Origin of the sequence: Verrucomicrobium sp. GAS474 (assembly GCF_900105685.1) — a bacterium.
GTDB lineage: Bacteria > Verrucomicrobiota > Verrucomicrobiia > Methylacidiphilales > GAS474 > GAS474.
This window is the reverse complement of record NZ_LT629781.1, coordinates 1,584,556-1,607,781: the sequence shown is the minus strand read 5'-3', so window position 1 is coordinate 1,607,781 and position 23,226 is coordinate 1,584,556. Positions and strand designations below refer to the sequence as shown.

At 67.9% G+C, this 23,226-nt stretch carries 23 protein-coding genes and 1 tRNA gene; 10 read left to right on the top strand and 14 right to left on the bottom strand.

Annotated features, from left to right (window positions below):
• Nucleotides 1-16: 16 nt before the first annotated feature.
• The 7 genes from pdxA to BLU04_RS06645 all read right to left on the bottom strand — a co-directional run bounded on the left by pdxA (nt 17) and on the right by BLU04_RS06645 (nt 9,101).
• Nucleotides 17-946, bottom strand: a complete 930-nt coding sequence (gene pdxA / locus BLU04_RS06675; protein WP_093283788.1) for a 4-hydroxythreonine-4-phosphate dehydrogenase PdxA — start codon at nt 944-946, stop codon at nt 17-19.
• Nucleotides 947-1,945, bottom strand: coding sequence for a peptidylprolyl isomerase (locus BLU04_RS06670; protein WP_093283786.1), 999 nt, complete (start codon nt 1,943-1,945; stop codon nt 947-949).
• On the bottom strand, nt 1,924-5,271 hold the full coding sequence (gene mfd / locus BLU04_RS06665) for a transcription-repair coupling factor (protein ID WP_093283783.1): 3,348 nt from the start codon (nt 5,269-5,271) through the stop codon (nt 1,924-1,926). The genes BLU04_RS06670 and mfd overlap by 22 nt, the downstream gene beginning before the upstream one ends.
• A gap of 405 nt (nt 5,272-5,676) precedes the next feature.
• Nucleotides 5,677-7,245, bottom strand: a complete 1,569-nt coding sequence (locus BLU04_RS06660) for a methyl-accepting chemotaxis protein (RefSeq protein ID WP_157895170.1) — start codon at nt 7,243-7,245, stop codon at nt 5,677-5,679.
• A 117-nt stretch (nt 7,246-7,362) separates the two neighbouring features.
• On the bottom strand, nt 7,363-8,142 hold the full coding sequence (locus BLU04_RS06655) for an aquaporin (RefSeq protein ID WP_093283778.1): 780 nt from the start codon (nt 8,140-8,142) through the stop codon (nt 7,363-7,365).
• A 4-nt stretch (nt 8,143-8,146) separates the two neighbouring features.
• Complete coding sequence (locus BLU04_RS06650) at nt 8,147-8,644, bottom strand: DUF6428 family protein (RefSeq protein WP_093283777.1); 498 nt, start codon at nt 8,642-8,644, stop codon at nt 8,147-8,149.
• Nucleotides 8,645-8,669: 25 nt separating this feature from the next.
• Complete coding sequence (locus tag BLU04_RS06645) at nt 8,670-9,101, bottom strand: arsenate reductase ArsC (RefSeq protein WP_093283774.1); 432 nt, start codon at nt 9,099-9,101, stop codon at nt 8,670-8,672.
• 95 nt (nt 9,102-9,196) lie between these two features.
• Between BLU04_RS06645 and BLU04_RS06640 the strand changes: the two genes are divergently transcribed.
• Nucleotides 9,197-9,529 (top strand): metalloregulator ArsR/SmtB family transcription factor, encoded by a 333-nt coding sequence (locus tag BLU04_RS06640; RefSeq protein WP_093283772.1) that lies wholly within the window; start codon nt 9,197-9,199, stop codon nt 9,527-9,529.
• 33 nt (nt 9,530-9,562) lie between these two features.
• Here the strand turns inward: BLU04_RS06640 and BLU04_RS06635 are convergent.
• A tRNA-Pro gene (locus BLU04_RS06635) sits at nt 9,563-9,636 on the bottom strand.
• 118 nt (nt 9,637-9,754) lie between these two features.
• On the opposite strand from BLU04_RS06635, the gene nadD reads away from it, so the two are divergent.
• Nucleotides 9,755-10,381 carry a nicotinate-nucleotide adenylyltransferase gene (gene nadD, locus BLU04_RS06630; RefSeq protein ID WP_093283769.1) on the top strand — a complete coding sequence of 209 codons (627 nt, stop codon included), beginning with the start codon at nt 9,755-9,757 and terminating at the stop codon, nt 10,379-10,381.
• A gap of 48 nt (nt 10,382-10,429) precedes the next feature.
• Nucleotides 10,430-10,792 (top strand): ribosome silencing factor, encoded by a 363-nt coding sequence (rsfS, locus tag BLU04_RS06625; protein ID WP_093283767.1) that lies wholly within the window; start codon nt 10,430-10,432, stop codon nt 10,790-10,792.
• A gap of 10 nt (nt 10,793-10,802) precedes the next feature.
• Here rsfS and folE2 read toward each other — a convergent pair whose 3' ends face one another.
• Nucleotides 10,803-11,660 (bottom strand): GTP cyclohydrolase FolE2, encoded by an 858-nt coding sequence (folE2, locus tag BLU04_RS06620; protein ID WP_093283764.1) that lies wholly within the window; start codon nt 11,658-11,660, stop codon nt 10,803-10,805.
• 83 nt (nt 11,661-11,743) lie between these two features.
• On the opposite strand from folE2, the gene BLU04_RS06615 reads away from it, so the two are divergent.
• The 6 genes from BLU04_RS06615 to BLU04_RS06590 all read left to right on the top strand — a co-directional run bounded on the left by BLU04_RS06615 (nt 11,744) and on the right by BLU04_RS06590 (nt 17,124).
• Nucleotides 11,744-12,589 (top strand): N-acetylmuramoyl-L-alanine amidase, encoded by an 846-nt coding sequence (locus BLU04_RS06615; protein WP_162274649.1) that lies wholly within the window; start codon nt 11,744-11,746, stop codon nt 12,587-12,589.
• 54 nt (nt 12,590-12,643) lie between these two features.
• Nucleotides 12,644-13,387: an alpha/beta fold hydrolase gene (locus tag BLU04_RS06610; RefSeq protein ID WP_093283761.1), complete on the top strand. Its 744-nt coding sequence runs from the start codon at nt 12,644-12,646 to the stop codon at nt 13,385-13,387.
• A gap of 19 nt (nt 13,388-13,406) precedes the next feature.
• Complete coding sequence (locus tag BLU04_RS06605) at nt 13,407-14,744, top strand: NCS2 family permease (RefSeq protein WP_093283758.1); 1,338 nt, start codon at nt 13,407-13,409, stop codon at nt 14,742-14,744.
• Complete coding sequence (locus tag BLU04_RS06600; protein WP_093283756.1) at nt 14,725-15,969, top strand: hypothetical protein; 1,245 nt, start codon at nt 14,725-14,727, stop codon at nt 15,967-15,969. The genes BLU04_RS06605 and BLU04_RS06600 overlap by 20 nt, the downstream gene beginning before the upstream one ends.
• 105 nt (nt 15,970-16,074) lie before the next feature.
• Entirely contained in the window at nt 16,075-16,428 is a 354-nt protein-coding gene (gene raiA / locus BLU04_RS06595; RefSeq protein ID WP_093283754.1) for a ribosome-associated translation inhibitor RaiA, read from the top strand.
• 18 nt (nt 16,429-16,446) lie between these two features.
• Complete coding sequence (locus tag BLU04_RS06590) at nt 16,447-17,124, top strand: nucleoside triphosphate pyrophosphatase (RefSeq protein ID WP_093283751.1); 678 nt, start codon at nt 16,447-16,449, stop codon at nt 17,122-17,124.
• Nucleotides 17,125-17,667: 543 nt separating this feature from the next.
• On the opposite strand, the gene BLU04_RS06585 is transcribed toward BLU04_RS06590, so the two are convergent.
• The 3 genes from BLU04_RS06585 to epsC all read right to left on the bottom strand — a co-directional run bounded on the left by BLU04_RS06585 (nt 17,668) and on the right by epsC (nt 20,756).
• Entirely contained in the window at nt 17,668-18,552 is an 885-nt protein-coding gene (locus BLU04_RS06585; protein WP_093283749.1) for a response regulator, read from the bottom strand.
• Nucleotides 18,553-18,660: 108 nt separating this feature from the next.
• Nucleotides 18,661-19,836, bottom strand: coding sequence for a cysteine desulfurase family protein (locus BLU04_RS06580; protein WP_093283747.1), 1,176 nt, complete (start codon nt 19,834-19,836; stop codon nt 18,661-18,663).
• A 14-nt stretch (nt 19,837-19,850) separates the two neighbouring features.
• Nucleotides 19,851-20,756 carry a serine O-acetyltransferase EpsC gene (gene epsC, locus BLU04_RS06575; RefSeq protein ID WP_093283745.1) on the bottom strand — a complete coding sequence of 302 codons (906 nt, stop codon included), beginning with the start codon at nt 20,754-20,756 and terminating at the stop codon, nt 19,851-19,853.
• Nucleotides 20,757-20,915: 159 nt separating this feature from the next.
• On the opposite strand from epsC, the gene BLU04_RS16340 reads away from it, so the two are divergent.
• Nucleotides 20,916-21,323 carry a GntR family transcriptional regulator gene (locus tag BLU04_RS16340; protein ID WP_157895169.1) on the top strand — a complete coding sequence of 136 codons (408 nt, stop codon included), beginning with the start codon at nt 20,916-20,918 and terminating at the stop codon, nt 21,321-21,323.
• A gap of 36 nt (nt 21,324-21,359) precedes the next feature.
• Here the strand turns inward: BLU04_RS16340 and BLU04_RS06565 are convergent, their stop codons facing one another.
• Together BLU04_RS06565 and BLU04_RS17155 are read right to left on the bottom strand one after the other, a co-directional pair.
• Nucleotides 21,360-21,647, bottom strand: a complete 288-nt coding sequence (locus BLU04_RS06565) for a hypothetical protein (protein ID WP_093283742.1) — start codon at nt 21,645-21,647, stop codon at nt 21,360-21,362.
• Nucleotides 21,648-21,980: 333 nt separating this feature from the next.
• A complete protein-coding gene (locus BLU04_RS17155) occupies nt 21,981-23,102 on the bottom strand; it encodes a methyl-accepting chemotaxis protein (protein WP_093283739.1) in 1,122 nt (373 codons plus the stop codon).
• Between the last annotated feature and the right edge of the window lie 124 nt (nt 23,103-23,226).

Here is a 23,226-nt window from a genome sequence, read left to right as displayed (position 1 = left end):
GACGAGTAAGGTACGATTAACGCCGATTTGACGCTTGGCGAGACTTTACCAAGCGGGCCGCCAGCACGATCGCCGCGATCATGCTGCGGGGGTCGGCCTTCCCCTTCCCCGCGAGGTCGAGGGCGGTGCCGTGGTCGGGCGAGGTGCGGATGAGCGGGAGGCCGAGGGAGACGTTCACGCCGTCGTGGAAGGCGAGGAGCTTGAACGGGATCAGCCCCTGGTCGTGGTAGGCGCAGACGACGGCGTCGAACTCCCCGTTCCTCGCCCGCCAGAAGACGGTGTCGGGGGAGTGGGGGCCGGTGAGGGCGAGGCCGGGGAAGGCCTCCCGCGCCGCGGCGAGGGCGGGGACGAGGATCCGCCCCTCCTCGTCGCCGAAGAGGCCGTTCTCCCCCGCGTGGGGGTTGACCCCGGCGAGGGCGATGCGCGGGGCGCGGACCCCCTTCGCCTGGAGGAAGGCCGCCGTCTCGACGACGACGCGGAGGATCTTCTCCCGCGTGATTTTCCCGAGCGCCCGGCGGAGGCTGAGGTGGGTCGAGAGGAGGGCGACGACGAGGCGGGGCGAGGCCATCGCCATGACGACGTCGTCCTCCGGGACGCCGCAGCGGGCGGCGAAGAACTCGGTCTGTCCCGGATAGGGAAAGCTCAGCCCCTTGCTGGCGCGGATGAGGGTCTCCTTCTGGACCGGCCCGGTGACGACGGCGGCGTAGCGGCCCGCCTTCCATCCGGCGGCGGCGGCCTCCAGGGCCTTCAACGCGATCCCGGCGGAGCGGGCCGTCGGCCTCCCGGGCGCGACCCCTTCGGCGGAGCCGAGGACCTCGTAGCGGAACCCCTTCGGGAGCCGGGGGGAGCGGAGGGCGGCGGCGACGACTTCGGGGCCGATCCCCGCCGGTTCCCCGAGGGTGATCGCGAGGGTGGGGAGGAGAGCCCGGGCTCCCGTCTTGGCCATTTAGAAATTGGTTTTGATGAAGGCCTTGCCCCGGAGGCCGTCGATCCACTTCTGCTGGAGCCGCTGGCGCTCCTCCTGGAGGAGGGTCCGCTCGATCGAGGCGCGGACCTCGGTCATCGAGGAGACGCGGGGCCGCTTCGTGTCCTCGACGCGGACGATGTAGAAGCCGTCGTCGGAGGGGACGACGCGGCTGGTCTGCCCGGGCTGGAGCCCGAAGGCGACCTTCACCAGCTCGGCCCGGAGATCGCCGCGCCGCACCCAGCCGAGGTCGCCGCCGTCGGCGCGGCGGGGCCCCTCGGAATAGGAGCGGGCGATCTCGGCGAAATCGGCGCCGGAGTCGAGCTTCAGCAGGATCTCGTCGGCGAGGCCCTTCACCTGGTCGGCGCGGGCGGGATCGGTCGCCTTGCGGAGGAAGATGATGCTGACCTTCGCCTGCTCCTCCTGGGTGAACTGGGCGACGTTGTCCTGGTAATACTGCTCCACGCGGTAGGGGGAGACGACGATGTTGTCGGGGATGTTGTGGCGGCGCATGTAGCCGATGGCGGCGTTGTCCCGGAAGTTCTTCTTCACCTCGGAGAGGGACATGCCGTTCGACTGGATCGTGCGGATGAAGGCGGTGCGGTCCCCCTCGTACTGGTTCTGGATCATCGCCTTGATCCGGGCCTCGATGAAGCTGTCGGGGATGAAGAGGCCCTGCTCCTTCGCGTCCTGGATGATGAGCTCCCGCTCGATGAGGGCGCGGAGGGTGTTGAGGCGGGCCTCCTTGATCTTCTCGACGAGGACGGGGCCGTCGTAGGTCTCGCGGAGGGAGCGCTCGGTGTCATCGACCTGCTTCTGGACTTCGCTGAAGGGAATGACCGAGTCATTCACGATCGCGATGATGCCGTCGGCCATCTGCGCGCGGAGGGGGAGGCTCGCCGAGAGGAAAAGGGCCGAGAAAAGGGACGCGAAGACGAAAAAAGCCCCGGAGAGCCCAGTTAAACGAAGGAAAGAAGCCATCGGCGTATCTCGGCGAACTTATTTTCCGGCGTCCCCCCCGTCAAGCGGGGAAACTTACCCCCGATCATGACAAAGTCGCCGTTGCGCTTCAAAATCAGCTTTTCACCCTGGGTTTCGATCAGGGAAAGGCCCCGTTGGGCCCCCAAAATTCGCAATTCGGTGACGGCGAGGAGCCGTTCGACCGGGAGGGGCCACTTGCCGTGCCGGTCGAGCCACTCCCGCCGGACCGCCTCGAGGTCGTCGAGCGTGGAGGCCTCGACGACCCGCCGGTAGCCGTCGATCCGCCACCGGCTCTCCTTCAGGTAGACCGTGGGGAGGAGGGCCGGGGGGCGGACGTCGGTCGCCTCGGAGCGGTGGAGGGCGACGAAGTCGAGCTGGACGCGGCACTCCGCGGGATCGGTCGCCAGCTTCCCGCCCTTGATCCGGGAGACGGCCTTCTTCAGCAGGTGGCAATAGAGATCGAAGCCGATCGCCGTGATGTGGCCGCTCTGCGCGGTGCCGAGGAGGTTCCCCGCGCCGCGGATCTCGAGGTCGCGCATCGCCAGCTTGAAGCCGGAGCCGAGCTGGGCGTACTGCCGCATCGCGCCGAGCCGCTTCCGCGCGTTGCCCGCGCCCCCGCCGACGCCCGTCGTCCCCCCCTCGCGCGGCAGGAAGAGGTAGGCGTAGGCCTTCGCCGTCGAGCGCCCGACGCGGCCCCGGAGCTGGTAGAGGTCGGCGAGGCCGAAGCGGTCGGCGCGGTCGATGAGGATCGTGTTCGCGTTCGGGATGTCGAGGCCGCTCTCGATGATCGTCGTGGCGAGGAGGACGTCGGTCTCCCCGGCGACGAAGCGGTGCATCACCTCCTCGAGCTCGTGCTTGTCCATCTGCCCGTGGCCGATCTCGACGCGGGCACCCGGGACCAGCTCCCGGAGCCGCGCGGCGACCCGCTCGATCGTCTGGACGCGGTTGTAGAGGAAATAGACCTGGCCCTGGCGCGCCAGCTCCCGCTCGATGGCGGAGCGGATCACCCGCTCGTCGTAGGGGCTGATGACCGTCTCGACCGACTGGCGGTTCGCCGGGGCGGTCTCGAGCGTGCTCATGTCCCGCGCCCCGGTCATCGCCATGTAGAGCGTGCGCGGGATCGGCGTCGCCGAGAGGGTCAGCACGTCGAGGAGGCGGAACAGCTGCTTGAACCGCTCCTTCTGGACGACGCCGAACCGCTGCTCCTCGTCGATCACGACGAGGCCGAGGTCCTTGAAGGCGACATCCTTCGAGAGGAGCCGGTGGGTCCCGACGACGACGTCGACGCCCCCCTCGGCGAGGCCCTGGAGGACCCGCTTCTGCTCCTCCGGCTTCCGGTAGCGGCTCAGCAGCTCGACGCGGACGGGATAGTCGGCGAAGCGTTCCCGGAGGTTCTCGAAATGTTGCTGCGCCAGCACCGTCGTCGGCGCGAGGAAGGCGGCCTGCTTCCCTCCGGTGGCGGCCTTGAAGAGGGCGCGGATCGCCACCTCGGTCTTGCCGAAGCCGACGTCGCCGCAGATCAGGCGGTCCATCGGGCGGGGCGATTCCATGTCCCGCTTCGTGTCGGCGATGGCGCGGAGCTGGTCGGGCGTCTCGTCGTAGACGAAGGCCTCCTCGAACTCGGCCTGCCACGGCGTCTCCTCGTCGGGCGGGTAGGCGAAGCCGCCGAGGGTCTCCCGCTCCGCCTGGGTCGCGATCAGCTTCATCGCGTATTCGGCGACCGCCTTCCGCGCCTGGGCCTTCGCCTTGTCCCAGCGGGGGCCGCCAAGCTGGTCGAGCTTCGGCGCCTTCTTCGTCGCCCCCATGTAGCGGGAGACGAGGTAGGCGTCCTCGAGGGGGACGTAGAGCCGCGCCTGGTCGGCGAACTGGAGGACGAGGGCCTCGGTCTCGCCCTCCCCCTCGGCCGGCGAGGGGAGCGCCTTCATCCCCATGTAGCGGGCGATGCCGTGGTGGAGGTGGACGACGAAATCGCCGTCGCCCCATTCGGCGAAGGCCCCCGCGTCCCGCCCGCCGCCCATGATCCCGCCCACGCCCCCCGCGCCGCCCGTCGGGGAGAGGCCCGGCTTGGCGGGGTTGCGCGCCTGCCTCCCTTTCATGCGGAGGGCGCGAAGGGTCTGGTAGCGGCCGAAGATCTCCGCGTCGCTCAGCATCGCCCGCTTCGCCGCGGGCCAGACGAAGCCGCGCAGGAGCCGCCGCTGGATGAAGGCGACCGCGTTCGGGGCGACCTTCTGCTCGGCGAGGATCTCCCGCAGCCGCTTCTCCTCCCCCTCGTTGTTCGAGGCGACGACGACTTCCCATCCGTCGCCGAGCCAGCCCCGGAGGTGGTCGAGGAAGAGATCGCGCCGGTGCTCCTGGACCGTCCAATCGGCGCTGTTCCTCGAGTGGAGGAAATCGTGGGCGAAGAATTCGAGCCCGGGCAGCTCGGCCGCCTCCTCGGCCCCGGCGTCGCGGTCGTCGAGGCAGAAGGTGACCGTCCCTTCGGGAAGGTATTCGCGGAGCGTCGCCCCGCCGAGGCCGAAGGCGATGACCTTCCTCCCCTTTTCCCCCTCTTTTTCCGAGGTCGGCGGCGCGACCCGGATCAGGCTCACCTCGGCCTCGTCGAGCGAGGCGACGGACCGCTGCGTCACCGGATCGAACTCGCGGAGCGAGGCGACCTCGTCGCCGTCCCACTCGCTGCGGACGGGAAGCATCGAGGCCCACGAAAAGACATCGACCACCGCCCCCCGGACGCTGAACTGGCCGTGGATCTGGACCTCCCCCTCGCGCTGGTATCCGGCCTCCTCCAGCCGCTCCAGCCACGACTCGCGGGACAGGGTCCCGCCAACGGCCAGGAGGACGACCTCCCGCGCCAGCGACTGCGGCAGCGGCAGCGGCTGGTCGAGCCCCGCCCGCGTCGCGACGACGAGGGGAGTGCCGGAACCGCCTGCCTCCCGCTGCACGCGACGGGCGACGCCGAGGCGCTCCGCCGCCACGTTCGGATCGGGAAGGGCCTCGCCGACGAGGGGCTCGGCTTCGGGGAGGAGAAGGAGGCCGGGACCATCCGGGGAGGGAGTCCACGCCTCGAAGTCCCCGGCGAATTCCTCCTGCGTCCGGGGCCCCGGCGCCAGCACCAGGACGGGGCGCCCGAGCCCCGCCATCAATCCGGCCACGACGAAGCCCTGGGCCGCCGCCGGAATCGCGGCGAGGGAAAAGCAGGGCGTTTTCCCCTTGGCCTTGAGGATCTCCTTCCGCGCCGCGGCCAGTTCCTTATGGGAAAACCAGGCCTCCGCATCGAAGACCGGCGCAGGCGGAAGGGAGACAGACGAAGAGCGACGGGAAGAGGCCATGCGATGAAGCAGAGGCAACTCTAAACCCTGTCACGCCCTTTGGAAAGGGAACACACAGCTTTGCTTGTGGATGCTCCTTCCCATGGCTCGGCCCTCAAGGAGGTTCGATCCAGCGGAGTAGAGTGGGCTTATGGGAGACAGGCCTTTAGGGTAGCGCCCTATCTACACCACGGCCTATCAGACAGGACTGCCTGCGCGATAGCGCAACACCTCGTAAAGGGGCAATTAATTAGCAGGGTCGGGAGACAAGGTCCGGAGGGGCGACTGCCGTCGCGCTAGCACACTCGTTCCTCAGGGGAGACTAACTTGCAGGGCCGGGAGGCAACCCCTCCGTTCGTTCAAACGCGCGGGTTACATTCACCTGTACGGGGGATGTACCCAGCCCCGAAGGGCCGCCCCTCCCCCTCACCCCAGCCGCATCTGCCCCGCATCCACCCGCACGGCCCGCGCCGCCGGGGCGTGCCCGGACCGCCCCTCCCCGCCCCCCTCGACGACCGCCACCAGGTCGGCAATCGAGGCGTTGAGGATATCGGACTGGTTCTGCAGCTCGCGGGCCATCCCGGAAGCCTCCTCGGCGGCGGCGGCGTTCGACTGGGTCGCGCGGTCGACGTCGGAGACGGCCGTGTTGATCTGCTGGATGCCTTCGGCCTCTTCCTTGCACTGGCTGACGATCTCGCCCATCGCGCCGTCGGCCTTGACGATCTTCTCGAAGATCGCCTTCAGGGTCACATCGACCTCCCCGGCCTTCCGGCCGATCTCCTCGAGCTTCCGGCCGACCTGCTGGTTGATCGCGACGCCGGTGACGCTCCGCTGGATCGAGTCCTCGATGATCGCCGAGGTCTCCTTCGCCGCCTCGGCGCTCCGCTGCGCGAGGGAGCGGACCTCCTCCGCGACGACGGCGAACCCGGCCCCGGCCTCGCCCGCGCGGGCCGCCTCGACGGCGGCGTTCAGCGCGAGGATGTTCGTCTGGAAGGCGATCTCGTCGATCGTCTTGATGATCTTGGAAATGGAATCGCTGGAGGCCTTGATCTCGTCCATCGAGGCGGTCATCTTCCGCGAGGCGTCCTGGACGTCGTGGACGCCGTGGGTCAGTTCGCCCATCCGCTGGACGCTCGCCTCGGCCGAGGCCCGAGCCTCGCCCGCCAGCGCCTTGGAGAGGGCGGCGTTGTCCGACGTCCCCTTCACGATACTCGAGATCTCCTCCATCGAGGCGCTCGTCTCCTCCAGCGAGGCGGCCTGCCCGCTCGCCCCCTCGGCGATCTGCTGGCTCGACTGGGCGAGCTGCGCCGCCGATGCCGCCGTCTGCTCCGAGGCCGTCGAGATCGTCGAGATCACGCGATGAAGCGAGACCGAGAGGCTCCGGTAGGTGTAGATCCCCGCCGCCACGAACCCGACCAGCGCGAGGACCGAGAGGACGGCCGCGATCACCTGCGTATGCTCGCGCTGCCCGTCGAAGGCGGCGTCGCTCTTTTCCGCCTCGGCCAAGGCATCTTTGGAAAGGGAGCCCAGATCGTCCTCGATCCCGTCGCGGACCTTGTCGAAATCACCGTCGATCTTTTGGAGTTCGGGGAAATTGTTCGCCTTCACCAGCGATGCCATCTTCTCGTAGACCGCGTCAAAGCCGTCGACCTTCGCCTTCACCCGGGCCGCGGCGGACTTCTCCGCATCGGTATCGGCCTTCGTCGCGAGGTCGGCGAGGAGGCTCTGGAACTCCTTGTTCACCTCGGTCCAATCCTTCCGGTTCTGGTCGAATTCCTGATTGATCACCAGATCGCCGATGACGGTGTAGGTCTTTGCGGGCATCGCCTCGAGCCGCCCGATCAGGAGCGCCTTGTGGACGGCGTCAAAGCCGCGGTCCTGGATCTTCCCGAGGGTATAGAGGCTGACATTCAGCAACACCACGAACGCCGCGATCGCGACGAGCCCGATGACGGCGTTGAGGGCGATTTTGGCTTTGAGACTAAGCTTTTTCATAAAAAATGGACTCCCCGAAAAACGATTTCTACGATCGGCAAACATCGCCACATTGTCGCCTTCAATGCCAGAGATAAAGACAAATTCGTATTACAAGTAATATCACTTAAGCTTATTTCACCTTAGAAAGACCTTAAGGCCCTTATAGGTCCCCCCTCCCAGAAGAGCCCCGAGGAGGGGGGCAATCAGGTAGACCGTCAGCCAGCCCCAGCCATTCACCCGAAACGGGATCCCGCCCCATCCCGCCCAAGACGAGACCAGCCGCGGCCCCAGATCGCGGGCCGGATTGAAGCAGGCCATCGTCAACGGCCCCAGGAGGGCGATCAGCACCGCCACCGCAAGGCCGATGAGCGCCGCCGCCAAGAGGGGGCGTCGACCGCCCGTCCCCTCGCTCACCCCGCCGATCACCAGCAGCAGGACCGCCGTCCCGGCGACCTCGACGGCAAAGGCCGCCCCCTCCGCGATCGAAAAGTACTCCCCGAAGACCCTCGCGCTCGCCTCGCTCCCCGGCAGGCCCCGGACGATCCCCTGCGCCGTCTCGAAATCGGCCAGCTTCCCCGCGAAAATCAGGTAAAGGAGAGCCGAGGCCGCCATCGCCCCGGCCAGCTGCGCCGCCCAATAGCCCGGCACCCGCCGCCACGGAAAGCCGTTCCAGACCGCCGCGCTGAGCGTCACCGCCGGGTTCAGGTGGGCCCCGCTCCACGCCGCCGTCAGCCGGATCGCCGCCGCGACGCCGAGTCCCCAGACGAGCGGAACCCCGAAGCGCCCCATCCCCACCCCGCCCGCCACCGCGACGCAGAGACTGCCGCACCCGAACCAGACCAGGAGAAACGTCCCGACAAACTCCCCGACCAGCCATCGCGGCACGATGCCGATTGGAACGACCTCCCCCTTCATGGCCTTAGCAGCAACCGGGGCCGGAGCAACAAGACCCGTCCGCCGCCGCCGCCCCGGTTTCTGCGGGACGGGCGCACGATTTCCCGCGTTCCTCCAGCTTGCATTGCAGGACCGGGAGACGGAGGAAGACCTCGACCGCCTCGGCCTTCACCTCGACCTTGTCGATGTGGAAGACGACCGGGGGAAAGACATCGTTGCCGTACTCGATCCGCAATTCGGTATCGGGGTCGACCGCGATGAGCCTGGAGACCTCCTCCAGAATGCCCGTCACCTTCCCCGCCGCCATGGCCCGTTCCGAGTCGGGATCGTCCGAGAGCCAAAGCTGAAAGATGGTTTCCTTCCAATGATGGGCCATGCCCCCGCAATCGACCGTCGCGAAGGTCGCCGTCTTCACCTCGGAAACGTGATAGGAAGGGTGGACCACGACTTTCCGGTGATCGAGGAAGCGGAGGAACTTCGTCGGATGCGATTCGATGAGCTTGAGGAATGCGGAGGTTTGCATAGGGGTTGGGGGGCGGTTCAGACTTTCAATCCTTCAGGGCATCGCGCCATCCGTCGGCGTAAGCCTCGAAGACCCGGCCGATCTCGTCGCGGACGCGGCGGAAGACGGCGAGGACTTCCTCCTCGGTTCCCTCCGCCTGGGCCGGATCGTCGAAGCCGTAGTGGTGGCGGCCAACCTGGCCGGGGAACACCGGGCACGCCTGATCGGCGTTCCCGCAGACCGTGATCACGATGTCGATGCGCCGGTCGAGGAACTCCGCCATGTTCTTGGAAGCGTGACGGGAGAGGTCGATGCCGATCTCCCGCATCACCGCGATCGCCTTCGGGTGGACGTATCCGGTCGGCTTCGACCCGGCGCTGTGCACCTCGAAGAGATCCCCCGCGCGATGGCGGAGAAACCCCTCGGCGAGGTGGCTGCGGCACGAATTGCCCGTGCAGAGGATGAGGACCTTTTTCATGGGAATAGATGCATATATGCAATTTTAAGCATATATGTCAACCCGTTCCCGCCTGTGGAATTGACTTGGAGGGAAAGGAGGGGAATCGTGGGGGCATGCCCGACCTCGCCTCGTTCGCCCGCCAGCACAAGGCCCTGGGAGATCCCTCGCGCCTGCGGATCATCCGCCTCCTGAAGGAGCAATCCCTCTGCGTCTGCGAGATCGAATCGGCGCTGGAGCTCCCCCAATACGCCATCTCCCGCCACCTCGGCATCCTCCGCCAGGCCGGGCTCGTCGAGGGCTGGCGCGAGGGAACGTGGATGCACTACCGGCTGGCCGAAAAGCTGCCCAAGGCATGGCTGAAGGCCCTCGACGCCCTCTGCGAAGTCTGGGACGCCGACAAGCAGCTGCAAAAGGACCGGAAGCGCGTGAAGACGCGATGCTCCTGAGCGGTTCCCCGCCGGAAGAAGAAAAACGAAACGTCGGACCGGCGAGATTTGAACTCGCGACCCCTTCCACCCCAAGGAAGTGCGCTACCAGACTGCGCTACGGCCCGTTACGTTTCGTACCCCGAATCGGGCGAACCCGATAAGGAGGGGTGACGCTAAAGGATTTTTCCCGGATCGACAAGTGTTTCTCTCTAATTAAAAGTAGCCCCTTAGAAAGACGCCCGCATGCCCCCTTCCCGCCCTCTCCGCATCGGCCTCTACGGCGGCACCTTCGATCCCGTCCACCACGGCCACCTGATCGGTGCCCGGGACGCGCTGGAACAGGCCTCCCTCGACCTCCTCGTCTGGATTCCCTGCGCCCGCTCCCCCCACAAGGCGGGCCCGCCGCTCACCTCCGACGCCGACCGCCTCGCCCTCCTGGAGCGGGCCCTCTCCTCCCTCGGGGAGCCCCGGTTCCTCATCTCGCAGCTCGAGATCGCCCGGGCCCGGCGCCAGCCCCTTTCCCCTTCCTACACCATCGACACCGTCCGCGCCTTCCGCGACGCCTTCCCCGACGCCGCCCTCTTCTGGCTGATCGGGGCCGACCAGCTCCCGAAGCTCGGGACGTGGAAGGAAGCCGCCGCGCTCCGCCGCCTCGTCACCTTCCTCCTCCTGGAACGGACGGACGATGCCGGAGGCAAAAAAGGGAAACAGCGGAAGCTTCCGGCCCGGGTCGCCGCCCTGCCCTCGCCCCGGATCGTCACGATTTCGGCGACCGAGATCCGCCGCCGCGTCCGGGCCGGTTTGCCCGTCGATCACCTCGTCCCGCGGGCCGTCGCCACTTCTATTGCCAAAAGGGGGCTCTACCGATAGTCTGGCCGGCCGACTCCATCACGTCCCCCAAGATCCAAGTCCAAGACTATGCCCGCCAAACCCGTTAAAAATCCTGAAGGTCTGAAACTGGCCAAGCTCTGCCGCGCCTTCGCGGAGGAGAAGAAAGCCATCGATCCGATCATCCTCGATCTGCGGGAAATCTCCTCCGTGGCCGACTTCTTCGTGATCTGCTCCGCCGACTCCGAACCCCAGCTGAAGGCGATCGGCAACGGCCTCGAGAAGATGCTGAAGGACGACCACGACGTCCGCCCCCTCGCCGTCGACGGCTACCCCGTCAGCCAATGGATCGTCGCCGACTACGGCGACGTGATGGTCCACATCTTCCACAAGACGACCCGGCCCAAGTACAACCTCGAAGGCCTCTGGCGCGACGCGCCGGTCGTGAAGTAACCCGTCCGGGTTACTTCCTCTTCATGGCGGCCTTTTTCAAGGCCGCCTTCTTCGCCGCCGGTTTCCGCTTCGGCGCGTCCTTCCGCTTCTCGATCAGTGCGTAGGCCGCGTGATTGTGGATGCTCTCCATATTCTCGGCCTCGACCTTGTACCACGTCACCTGCGGATGGGCGTTGACGCGGAGGGCGACGTTCCGCACCAGGTCCTCGACGAAGACCGGATTGTCGTAGGCCCGCTCGGTCACAGCCTTCTCGTCGGGCCGCTTCAGGAGGGAGAAAATCTCGCTGCTCGCCGAGGCCTCGATCAACGCGATCAATTCCTCGATCCAGACCGTCTTCTCGAATCGCACCGCCAGGGAGACGTAGCCGCGCTGGTTGTGCGCCCCGTAGGCGCTGATCGCCTTGGAGCAGGGGCAGAGCGTCGTCACCGGGACGATGACGGTGAGGACGAAGTCGCGCTTCGGCCCGTCGACCGTCGTCTCGAACTTCACGACGTAGTCGACCAGCCCGACGGCCCCGGTCGCCGGGGCCTTCTTGCCGATGAAATAGGGGAACTCCATCTCGATGTGGGCCCGCTCCGCGTGGAGCCGCTTCTGGAGGGCGCGGAGCATCTTCTCGACGTTCTCCACGTGGATCAGCCGCCCGTGGGCATTGAGGATCTCGACGAAACGGCTCATGTGGGTCCCCTTGAACTGGTGGGGGAGGTCGACCGTCATGGCGAAGGTCGCCACCGTCGACTGGGTCGCGTGGGCGCGGTCCTTCACCTCGATCGGATAGCGGAGGCCCTTGACGCCGACGCGGTCGATCGGGATGTTGCGGGTGTCCCGTTCGCCCTGGCGATCGGGGATGGAGGCGGCGGAGGCAGTCATGAGTGGGGGGATTCAGGCTACCGGGAAATCGCCCAAACGCAACTCTCGCCGTTTCCCGGGGTTTATGCCACAAAGGGTTTCCTGTGTTCCGGGCCGCGTTACTGATTTGTCTCATCTGGGGGGGAGTTCTCCTCGCCTCCCCCGCGCAGGCTGCCGATCTCCATGCCGTCCACCGCGTGAAGAAGGGGGAGACCCTCTACGCCATCGCGAAGGAATACGGCACGACCCCGGCGGCCCTCGCCGCGGCGAACCACCTCCCCCCGGGAGCCTCCCTCCGCGTCGGGCAGAAGCTCGCCGTCCCCGGGAAAACCGCCTCCCGCCCCGCGCCGACCCGCGCTGCCGTCCCCGCGCCTTCAACAGCCGCGACGGCGACGACACCCCCGCCGCCCGCCGCCGAAGACAACGGCAAGGAGGACCGGGACGATCCCCCGCCGAAGTACCTCTTCATCGTCGGCAAGCTCAAGGCCGCCATCGACGACGCCCCCGTCCGCCAGGGCCGCTGGCGCTACATCGTCTTCCACCACAGCGGCACCTCCAGCGGCAACGCGAAGGCCTTCGACTACTTCCACCGGAACGTGCGCGGCATGGAGAACGGCCTCGCCTACCACTTCGTGATCGGGAACGGCCACGGCTCCGGCGACGGGGAGATCGAGGTCGGCGGACGGTGGACGAAGCAGCTCCAGGGCGGCCACCTCCACAGCGACGAGCTGAACATGATCGCCCTCGGCGTCTGCTTCGTCGGCGACTTCAACACGACGCGTCCCACGAAGCGCCAGATCGCCGCCGCCATCGAGCTGGTGACCTATCTCCGCCAACGCTGCGGCGGCCCCGATATCCTCTTCAAGGGCCACAAGGAGATCAACCCGCGCCCGACCGAATGCCCCGGGAAGCTCTTCCCCCTCGCGGCGTTCCACAAGATCTTCGATTGATCCCCCGCAATAATCGGTATCGCCTATTCCTCCCGTTCTCCATACAAAAAGCCCATGAAAGCCGCCCCTCCCTTCACCCCTCTCACGCTGAAGACCCCCGCCGCCAACCTCGCCGCCGTCCTCCACGCCGCGCCGGGGAAGAAACTGGTGATCCTCTGCCACGGCTTCACCGGGACGAAGGCCGAGCACAACCGCCTCTTCGTCCAGACGGCCCGCGCCTTCCAGAAGGCGGGGATCAGCGCGCTGCGGTTCGATTTCTTCGGCTCCGGCGACAGCGACGGGGAATTCAACGAGATGACGCCGAACACCCAGATCCGCGACGCCCTGGCCGTCCTCGCCTGGGGCCGCCGCCGCTACGACCGGGTCGCCCTCCTCGGGCTGAGCTTCGGCGGGGCGACCTCGATCTGCGCCACCCACCAGGCGAAGGGGAAGCAGAAGCCCGACGTCCTCCTCACCTGGTCCTCGGTCCCGAGCCTCCGCTGGTGGAACAGCGTCCCGCCGAAGGACCCCGCCCCCGGCGCCGCGAACCCCCTCAACGTCGGCAAGCGCTTCTTCACCGACCGCCCGAAGATCGACGTCCCCGAGGCCTACGTCGCCCTCACCCTGCCCCGCTTCCAGATCCAGGGCGACCAGGACATCCCCGAATTCCGCGAACGCTTTGCCGCCTACTGCCCGAAGAACGACCCGCGCGTCCGCCACCTCGTCATCCCCGGAGCCGACCACGTCTTCACCACGTGGAAGCACCGCAAGCAGGTGATCGACGAGAGCGTGAAGTGGGTGAAGAAAGAGCTGAAGTAAAAACCAAGCGACCTTGCCCATGCCCTTCCTCGCCGCCTTCGAGAACCGTGCCGATCCCTTCCTGATCCGGGAGCGGGGCTCCTCGGTGCGGACCGAGCTGGTCGCGGGGGCGACGACCTTCGCGGCGATGGCCTACATCCTCGCCGTCAATCCGGCCATCCTCGGCGCGACGGGGATGGACAAGGGGGCGGTCCTGACGGCGACGGCCCTCGCCTCGGCCCTCTTCACCGTCGTGATGGCCCTCGCGGCGAACCTCCCCGTCGCCGCCGCGCCGGGGATGGGGATCAACGCCTTCTTCGCCTTCACCCTCTGCCTCGGCAGCGGGGTGCCGTGGCGCGGCGCCCTCGGCCTCGTCTTCTACAGCGGCCTCCTCTTCTTCCTCGTCACGGTGACGGGGCTCCGCAGCCGGATCATCGCGGCGATCCCGCCCTCCCTCCGCGCCGCCGTGGCGTGCGGCATCGGCCTCTTCATCGCCTTCATCGGCCTCCAGAAGGGCGGCCTCGTCGTCGCCCATCCGGTAACGCTCGTCACGGTCGGGAAGCTCTCCGCCCCCGGCGTCGGCCTCGTCGCCCTCGGCCTCCTGCTCGGCGCGTGGTGCGTGGGGCGGCGGAAGCCGGGCGGCTTCCTCTTCGTCATCCTCCTCATCACGCTCCTCGGCCTCCTCGTCCCCGGCGGCCACGGGAGGCCGCTGACGGCGACGCCCGAGGGAGGCTGGGGCGCTTTCCCTCCCTCGATCCTGCCGGTGCTCGGGCAGGTCGATTTCGGTTATTTCTGGACCCACCTCGGGAAGTGCCTCCCGGCGCTCTTCGCCCTCTTCTTCGTCGACCTCTTCGACGGCCTCGGCACCCTCCTCGGCCTCGGCGAACGGCTGAAGGGAAGCGCCGCCCTCCCCATCGACCGCGCCCTCCGCGCCGACGCCCTCGGGGCGGCGGGCTGCGCCCTCCTCGGCACCTCGACGGTGACGCCCTACATCGAGTCGGCCGCCGGGATCGAGCAGGGCGGGCGGACCGGCGTGACGGCGCTGGCGACGGCGGCCTGCTTCCTCCTCGCCCTCTTCGCCGCCCCCCTCTTCCTCGCCATCCCGCCCGCGGCCACCGCGCCGGTCCTGATCCTCGTCGGCCTCGGGATGATGCGCTCCTCCGCCCGGATCGACTTCGACGACTGGACCCTCGCCCTCCCGGCCTGCCTCATCGTCGTCGTGATGCCGCTCACCTTCAGCATCGCCGAGGGGATCTCGGCGGGCCTCGTCTTCCACGTCGCGCTGCGGATCGCCGCCGGACGGGTGCGGGAAGTCTCCCCCGTCCTCGGCGGCCTCGCCGCGCTCCTCCTTCTCCATTATGTCTGGCGCGGGCAATAGTCGAAAGGAGGGCCTGCCCCGTTCTCTTCCCCCCTCGCTCGTCGCCCTCTGGACGGCGGCGCTCATCGTCCTCGTCGGCGGCCTCGTCACCGCCCGCCATCTGCCGGGGGAGGGCTTCACCGCCCTCATCCAGTTCTCGGAGGAATTCACCCCGCGCACCCTTCCCGCGCTCCGGGAGACGCCCCACCACGTCCGCCCCTCGGGCTACGACGGCCAGTTCTACGCCCAGCTCGCCCTCGATCCCGCCCTCCGCGATCCCGTCGCCCTCCAGAAGGCGCTCGACGCCCCCGCCTACCGCGCCCGGCGCGTCCTGATGCCCGCCCTCGCCGCCGCCCTCGGCCTCGGCAGCCCGGCGCGGACCCTCGACGCCTACGCCCTCCTCAACCCCCTCTTCTGGCTCGCCCTCGTCGCCCTCCTGCTGCGGGCCTGCCGCCCCCTCTCGCTCCCGGCGATGGCCTGCGTCACCGCGGTCGCCCTCTCCGGCGGCGCGGTCGAGTCGATCCGCCTCGCGCTGACTGATCTCCCCGCCGCCACCCTCCTCCTCGCCGCCGCCCTCCTCGTCATGGCCGACCGGCCGAAGCCCCTCTGGGCGGGCCTCCTCGGCGCCCTCGCCGGATTGGCGCGGGACACGGCGGCGGCGGCGGCGGGCTTCCTCCTCCTCCCCGTCGGGGAATGGATCACGGCGAAGGAAAGCCCCTCCCGCCGCGCCCTCTTCCTCCGCTGGGCCGGGGCGATCGCCCTGGCCGCCCTCCCCGTGCTGGCCTGGGCCGCCTACGTCGCCCACGTCTTCCCCGGCTCGGTCGGGCAGGGGAGCGGCGCCCACGACAACTTCGCCTTCCCCCTCGCCGCCGCCCTCGCCCGGGCCGCCGCCGCCTGCCACGAGCTTTCCCGCCCGGCGACGCCCCTCTTCGGGCAGGAAACCTTCGCCCTCTGGACCCTCCTCGGCCTCCACCTCCAGGCCCTCTACCTCCTCCTCCATCGCCGCCCGCAGGAGGCGCTCTGGCGGATGGCCCTCCCCTTCGCCCTGCTGATCTGGTTCCTCGGCCCCGCCGTCTGGAGCGGCTACCTCGCCGTCGCCCGCGCCCTGCTGCCGCTGACCGTCGCCTTCAACCTCCTCCTCCTTCCCTCCCTCCGCGACAAATCACCGCAGGCATGGGGATGGTTCACGGCCGGGAATTTCTTCTCCCTCTTCGGCATCATCAAGTTCTCGACCTACGTCTCGTAGCGCTCCCGCCGAGGCGCGCCGACGGCGCGATGCAATCGGCGAAAGTACCCCCGGTAAAGCGCCCGTCGGCTGGACATCGGGCCCGTTCGGTGGCATCGTAGAATCATGCAAATCCACATCAGCCCGCGGGGCGTCAAGCTCACCGCGGCGCTTCATGGTTACGTCGCGGAAAAACTCGAAAGCCTGGAGAGCCTCGCTGAGGGCCTCATCGGTGCCCACGTCGCGATCTACCACGATCAGTCCCGCGCGAACAAGCATGCCTTCGTCGTGAAGGTCCACCTCGCCGTCCCCGGCCCCGACCTCCACGCCGAGGACCACGGCCACGAACTTTACCACGCCATCGACGCCGTCGTCGCGAAGCTCGACACCCAGCTCCGCAAGAAGCACTCCCTCAAGACGAAGACCTCCGTCTCCGCCGCTCGGAAAGCCAAGGCCAAGCGCATCGCCGCCGGAGTCTAGTCTCAACCCGTCAAACCGATGAATACCGGGGGGCAAGCCACGACGCTTCCGCCCTCCGGCGTCTCGTCGGCCTCCCAGCCGCCGGGGCCGCAGCCCCTGTTGCTCGCCTCCTCCTCGCCGCGGCGGCGGGAAATCATCGCCTCCCTCGGCGTCCCCTTCGAGGTCGCCGGGGGCATTCCCTTCACCGAGCGGGCCGAGCGCGACAACGTCGCCCTCTCCCCCGGCGAGCTCGCCTGGTACAACGCCCTCGGCAAGGCGCTGACCGCCGCCCGCCTCCATCCCCTCCGAACGATCCTCACCGCCGACACCGTCGTCAGCCTCGACGCCCGCGTCCTCGGAAAACCGGCCGACCGCCGCGAGGCCGAGGCGGCCCTCCGCGCCCTCTCCGGCCGCACCCACCTCGTCCAGACCGCCTACGTCCTCGTCTTCCCGACCCCCGAAGGCGAGCGCCCCCGCTTCACCGGCGACGTCGAGAAAACCGAAGTCACCTTCCACCGCCTCACCCCCGCCGCCATCGCCCGCTACCTCGACGCCGTCGACGTGAGCGACAAGGCGGGGAGCTACGCCATCCAGGAACGCGGCGAGGAACTCGTCCGGGGGATTCGGGGATCGTTCTCGAACGTGGTGGGGTTGCCGGTCGAGGCCGTCTCGCGGCTGCTGGGGAACGCGGGGTATCGGGCTTGGCAGGAGTTGTAGGGGGGGGCGCGGGTTGGGGGGCCCTTCGGGACTTGCGCGGTCGACCCGGTACAGCTGGAGGCGATCCGCTTTAACGCCACAGAGGGGCTTCGCCCCTCCGTGACCTCCTGTTCTGAGAGCCTTAACTAGGCGGACGCGTTCCCCCTGCGCCTTGTCTCCTCACTGGATTAAAATCGGATGGTTCCAGTACGCCCGAGGGTACGTACTGAAGGGGTAGCAGTACCCATACGCCCAGATTCCTATCGGGAGGGAAGCGTATGGAAGAGATATCTTCAGGGGTTCAGCACCGAGGAGATAAGCCTGCATCCTTGGATGCTCCTTCCCATGGCTCGGCCCTCAAGGAGGTTAGATCCAGCGGAGTAGAGCGGGCGTATGGGAGATAGGCCTTTAGGATTACGCCCCATCTACACCAAGGCCCATCAGACAGGAGGGTCCGGAGGGGCGTGCCCCTCCGTTCGTTCAAACGCGCGTCCGGCATCCACCTGTACAGGGAGATGTACCCGGTCCCGAAGGGCTGCCCCTCCCCCCGCGACCCCTTTCCCCCTAAACCTGATTCTGCGCCAGGAACCCCGCCAGCGCCTTCCGCGCCTTCGTCACTTCTTCATAGAGGGTATCGAAGAGCGCCGCATCGGGGAGGACGGGCGTCGCGCGGATCGTCTTCTCGATGGTCGCGGCCGCGTCGGAGGCGAGCTGGGCGCTGACGTTGGCCGAGGAGCCCTTGATCCGGTGGGCCGCTTTTTCGACCACCTCGAGGTTCCCCTCGGCGACGGCCTTCCGGAGGGTGACGATGTAGGTCTCCGAATCTTCCATGAAGATCTTCACCAGCTCGATGAGGAGCGCCCGCTTGCCCCGCGCCCGGGAGAGGGCCTCGCCGAGATCGAAGACGACGCGGCCCAGCTCGTGCTGCTCCCCGGAGACGGCGGCGAGGAGGGTCGGCTTCTCGGGCGGCGTGGCCGGGGCGGGGGCGGGCGCGGCGGCATTGGCCCGTCCTTCCGTCTCGATCGCCTCGGTGAGGGAGGTGGGGTCGAGGGGCTTCAGGAGGGCGACGTCGATCCCCTTCCAGGCGGCCTGCCCGTCGGCGGCGCCGCTCAGGAGGACGATGCGAAGCGGGCGGCGGCGGACGCCGTCGCGGGCCTTGCCCTCTTCCCGGAGGGCGAGGGCGAGTTCCTCCCCGCCGAGGCCGGGCATCTGGAAATCGATCACGGCGGCGTCGAAGAGCGTGCCGCTCCTCTCCCCCTCGCTGAAGGCGGCGAGGGCGGCCGTCCCGTCAGCGGCGACGACGACACGATGGCCCCGTCCTTCGAGGATCGAGGCGGCGATACGGCGGTCGATCCGGCTGTCGTCGGCGACGAGGATCGTCAATACGGGAACCGAAGGGACGCTGACGGCGTCGGCGACGGAGGAAAGGGAGGCATCGCTAAGAGACATAAAGAAAGCTCCGAGTGTAGCACCCCTGCCGCTTTCCCGTGAGGGGGGGAAATTACTTAATTTCCGAGGAAACTTTGTTAAGCGAAATATCCCCTTTTAGAGACGCATTTATCGCCCTTTCAACTGACGGGCGACGACAGCAACGACGCGGCGGGCGGCCTCGTCGATCTCGGCCTCGGTGGTGCCGCGCCCGAGGGAGAAGCGGAGGACGGCCCGGGCCTCGGCCTCGGGGAGGCCCATGGCGAGGAGGACGTGGGAGGGCTTCACCGCACCGACCATGCAGGCCGACCCGCTCGAGAGGGCGAGCCCCTCCAGGTCGAGCGAGATGAGGAGATTCTCCCCGTCCAAACCCCCCGAGAAGCTGACGTTGAGCGTGTTGGCGAGGGTCGCCTTCCCCGCCCCGTTCCGCCGGATGCCGGGCAGGGCGCGGAGGGCCTCCCAGAGCCGGGCGACGAGGGCCGCCTCCCGGGCGTGCTCCGCCTCGCGCCGCTCGTGGGCGAGAGCCAAGGCCTCGACGAGACCGACGGCGGCGGCGACGTTCTCCGTCCCCGGGCGGCGCTGGTTTTCCTGCGTCCCGCCTCGCAGGAAGGGGACGAGGGGGAGGCCGAGTTCGATATAGAGGAGCCCCGCGCCGAGGGGGCCGTAGAACTTGTGAGCCGCGAGGGCCATCGTCGCGACCGGGAGGCCGAGCTCGGTCGGGAGGGGCTCCTTGCCCGCGCTCTGGACGGCATCGGTATGGAAGGGGATGCCTTGCGCCCGGGCGAGGGCCGCGATCTCGGCGACGGGGTGGAGGACGCCGGTCTCGTTGTTCGCCGTCATCGCGGTGACGAGGGCGGCACCGGGCTTCAGCGCCTCGGCGAGGCGGGCCGGATCGAGGCGGCCCGAGGCCTCGACGGGGACGATCTCCAGGGCGAAGCCCTCCTCGTCGCGGAGCGCCGTGCAGGTTTCCAGGACGGCGTGATGCTCGGTCGCCGCCGTCACGATCCGGCGCGGCACGGGGGCCCCGCGCCCGCTCTGGGAAACGCGGGCGCGGGCGAGGCCGCGCAGGGCGAGGTTGTTCCCCTCGGTCCCGCCCGAGGTGAAGACGATCTCCCCCGGCTTCGCCTTCAGCAGGGCGGCGGCGCGATCCCGCGCGGTATCGAGGGCGGCACGGGCGCGGCGGCCCTCCGCGTGGATCGCGGACGGATTCCCCCCGCCGCCAAGCCACGGCTCCATCGCCGCGCGGACGGCGGGATCGAGCGACGTCGTCGCGTTGTGATCAAGGTAGATGCGAGAGGGGGCCATGACCGCGCCCTTCGCTAGATTTCCCAGTTGGCCGTCTCGCTCTTGATGCGGGAGCGGATCTGGACCTGCTGCTCCTCCATCGTGACAGTGCAATCGGGCGGGACCGAGTTCAGCAGCCAGACGTTGCCCCCGATCACGGCGCGGGCACCGATCACCGTCGTCCCGCCGAGGATCGTCGCGCCCGGATAGAGGGTGACGTCGTCCTCGATCGTCGGGTGGCGCTTCTGCCCGCGCAGGCTCTGCCCGCCGTAGGTGGAGCGGGCCCCGAGGGTGACGCCATGGTAGATCTTCACGTTCCGGCCGATGGTGCAGGTCTCCCCGATGACGACGCCGGTGCCGTGATCGATGAAGAAATGGGAGCCGATCGTCGCGCCCGGATGGATGTCGATCCCGGTGCGGGAGTGCGCCCATTCCGTCATCATCCGGGGGAGGAGGGCGATCTTCTTCCGGTAGAGGAAATGGGCGAGCCGGTAGACGGCGATCGCCTCGATGCCGGGATAGGAGAGGATGACCTCCTCGGTCCCCGCCGCCGCCGGATCGCCCGCATGGGCGGCCTCGACGTCGGTCTGGAGGATGTTGCGGATCGGGACGAGGGCGGAGAGGAACTCGTCGGCCACGGCCTGGGCCGACTGCTCCAGCCCGGGGACGGGAGCGAAGTCGAGGCTCTTGGCGATCTCGTCGATCAGCTTCGGGCGGAGTTCCTGCAACGTCTCCAGGACGAGGCCGGGCATCTCCTTCCCGCAGATCGGGCGGCCCGCGTAGAAGCCCGGGAAGAGGAGGTGGAGGAATTCCTCGGTCAGCGCGGCGACGGCGTCCTTCGACGGGAGGTTGATCCCGTCGATATGGTTGATCCCGCCGCACTCGGCATACGAGTCGAGGAGGGCGTCGGTGAGGCCGGGAAGGGGGTCGGGCGCGTGCATGAAAAGAGTGACAATCTATCCCCGTCCCGCCCAAAGGACAAGCCTCCCCCCATCCCGCCGAATCGTCCGAAACCCGAACGTTTTCTCGCCTTCGGCACCGGAGAGGGCTACGCTCAGGCCGGAGGCCGGCCCGGGGGGGACCGCCCCACCCCACGCTCCATGAGCGAATCATCGACCGATTTGATCGAGGCGATCCGTTTCGGCTTCTTTGCCGAGAAAGGGACGTCGAAAGGCGTCTTCGGGAAGAAGATCATCCTCGAGATCAAGAAAGCGTTGCTGGCCGGGAAGATCCGGTCGGGCGAGGCGTTCCCCACCGTCCACCAGCTCAGCGAGGAGCTCCACATCCCGGCGAAGATCGCCTTCCAGGTCATCTCCTCGCTGATGGCCGAGGGGATCCTCGAAATCCAGGAAGGAATGGGGACGACGATCAAGGGCGTCCCCCCCTCCTCCCCGATGCTCCGCAGCGCCTTCCTCAGCAACGAGGCCGAACACTTCGCAACCGAGGCCCGCTTCCTCGGGCTGAAGGAGGGCGAGGTGCTCGATACGCTGCGGTCGTATTGGATTTGAGGAGCCGAAGCGGCGTCCTTCCGACTCCCTGGCCCCTTAGTCCTCGATCTTTTCCTTCGTCCACGGCCCCCCGACGAGGGAGCGGTAGGCGCGGTGGCCGGGCGGGAGGGTCGAGATCCCGGCGATCGTCGGGTCGAGGAGATGGGCCTCCCCCAGGCGGATCACGCGGGCATCCTTTTCGTCGTCCGTCGTGCCGCAGAGGAACGCCCAGCTATGGTCGCTCGCGTAATGGACGGCGACGAGGATCGGCTTCTTCTCCTCCAGGACCTGCCGGGTCGTGAGGGTTGCCGCATTGGGGACTTGATCGAAACGCCACAGACTCATGCATCAAGGCTAGAGCCTGTTCATGCCCTTTGGAAAGTCCGAGGGGAGGGGCAGCCCCATAGCCGTAGATAAAGCGCGACCCAAAAGGCCTATCTCCCAATAGGAGTCTAGGCGTCTTGGCCCCGTCTCCCCCCACACTCCGTACCCTCGGACGCTCAGGGAACCATCCGATTTTAATCCAGTTCGGAGACAAGGCGCCGCCAAAGCGCATCCGCCTAGTTCAGGCCCTCAGAACAGGAGGTTCCAGGAGGGGCGAAGCCCCTCTTGGGCTATAAAGCGGATCGCCTCCAGCTGTACAGGGTCGACCCCGCCAGCCCCGAAGGGCCGCCCCCCCTATTCCGACCGCTGCACCACAACCCCGTACCACCCCATCCCCTTGTAAGTCTCATACCCCGGCGTCTTCGAGAACGCGACGAGGGTCCCGTCGGAGAGGGAGTAAAAGCCCTTGTCCTGGCCGTCGGGCTTCAGCGGGAAGGTCTCGGTGAGGACGCCCTTGCCGTCGGAGGAGGCGATCACGCGGCCCTTCGCGTTGAGGAGGAGGCAGCGGGTGCGGGGCTTCTCGTCCTCGGTGAGGCGGATGCCCTTCACGACGGCGTCGGCCTGGGGGCCCCAGTCGAAGAAGATGCCGAGGACGCCGATGGCCTTGGCGTTGGAGATGCCCCCCTCGCGGACGGCGGTGCAGTAGACGGCGCTCGTCTTGCCGCCGAGGAGGGGCTCCGCGGCGATGTCGACGGCGGCGAAGTCGTCGCCCGATTTCGTCGCCATCCCGGCGCGGAACCATTCGGTGTGGGCCACGTTCGTCCCGACGACGCCGGGATAGAGGTCCGGCCGCCCGTTGGCGATGACGACGCCGTGGGTGTTCGCGATCCAGAGGTCCATGTAGACCGTGTAGCTGTTCAGGATGACGCGGAGGCGCTTCGTGGCGTGGGCGGAGAGGGTCTCGTTGTGGGCCGCGCCGCGGCGGCGTTCGGGATCGGTCGGGTGGTCGGCCTGGAGGACGTCGACGGCGGCGGCGTCGGTCGCCCACCAGCGGACGTCGCAGGAGCGTTCGTAAAGGTTGCGGTCGATGATCTCGATGGCGTTCAGCGCGAGGTCGACGGCCCGCTCGCCCTTCGCGAGCTGGATCGCCTCGATCATCTGCTCGCCGAAGACCGTCATGTTCCCGATCGACCCGGCGAGCTCGATGGAGAGTTCCGAGGCGAGCTTCGCGACCCGCTCGGAGACCTTCTGCACCTGGTCGGCGACGACGGCGAAGCCCTTCCCGGCCTGTCCGGCGCGGGCGGCCTCGATGAGGGCGTTGAGGGCGAGGATCTTCGTTTCCTGCGTCACTTTGTTGATCGAGCCGATCTTCTTGTCGGCGATGTCGGCGACGCGGCGGGAGAGTTCGACGATCTGTTCCTGGCGGGAGCCGGAGGAACCGGTTTTCTGCTCATCCAAGGTGGCGGAATAGCTCATGGGGTTTATGAATCGTGTTTCTGGTTTGTTTCAATTTGAAGCGAAGCACAATGCATGCCATTCAGTTGAACGCAAAGCGTTTTTGCCCCGCTCATTTTGGTTCTAACTGGTTAATAAATAAGTA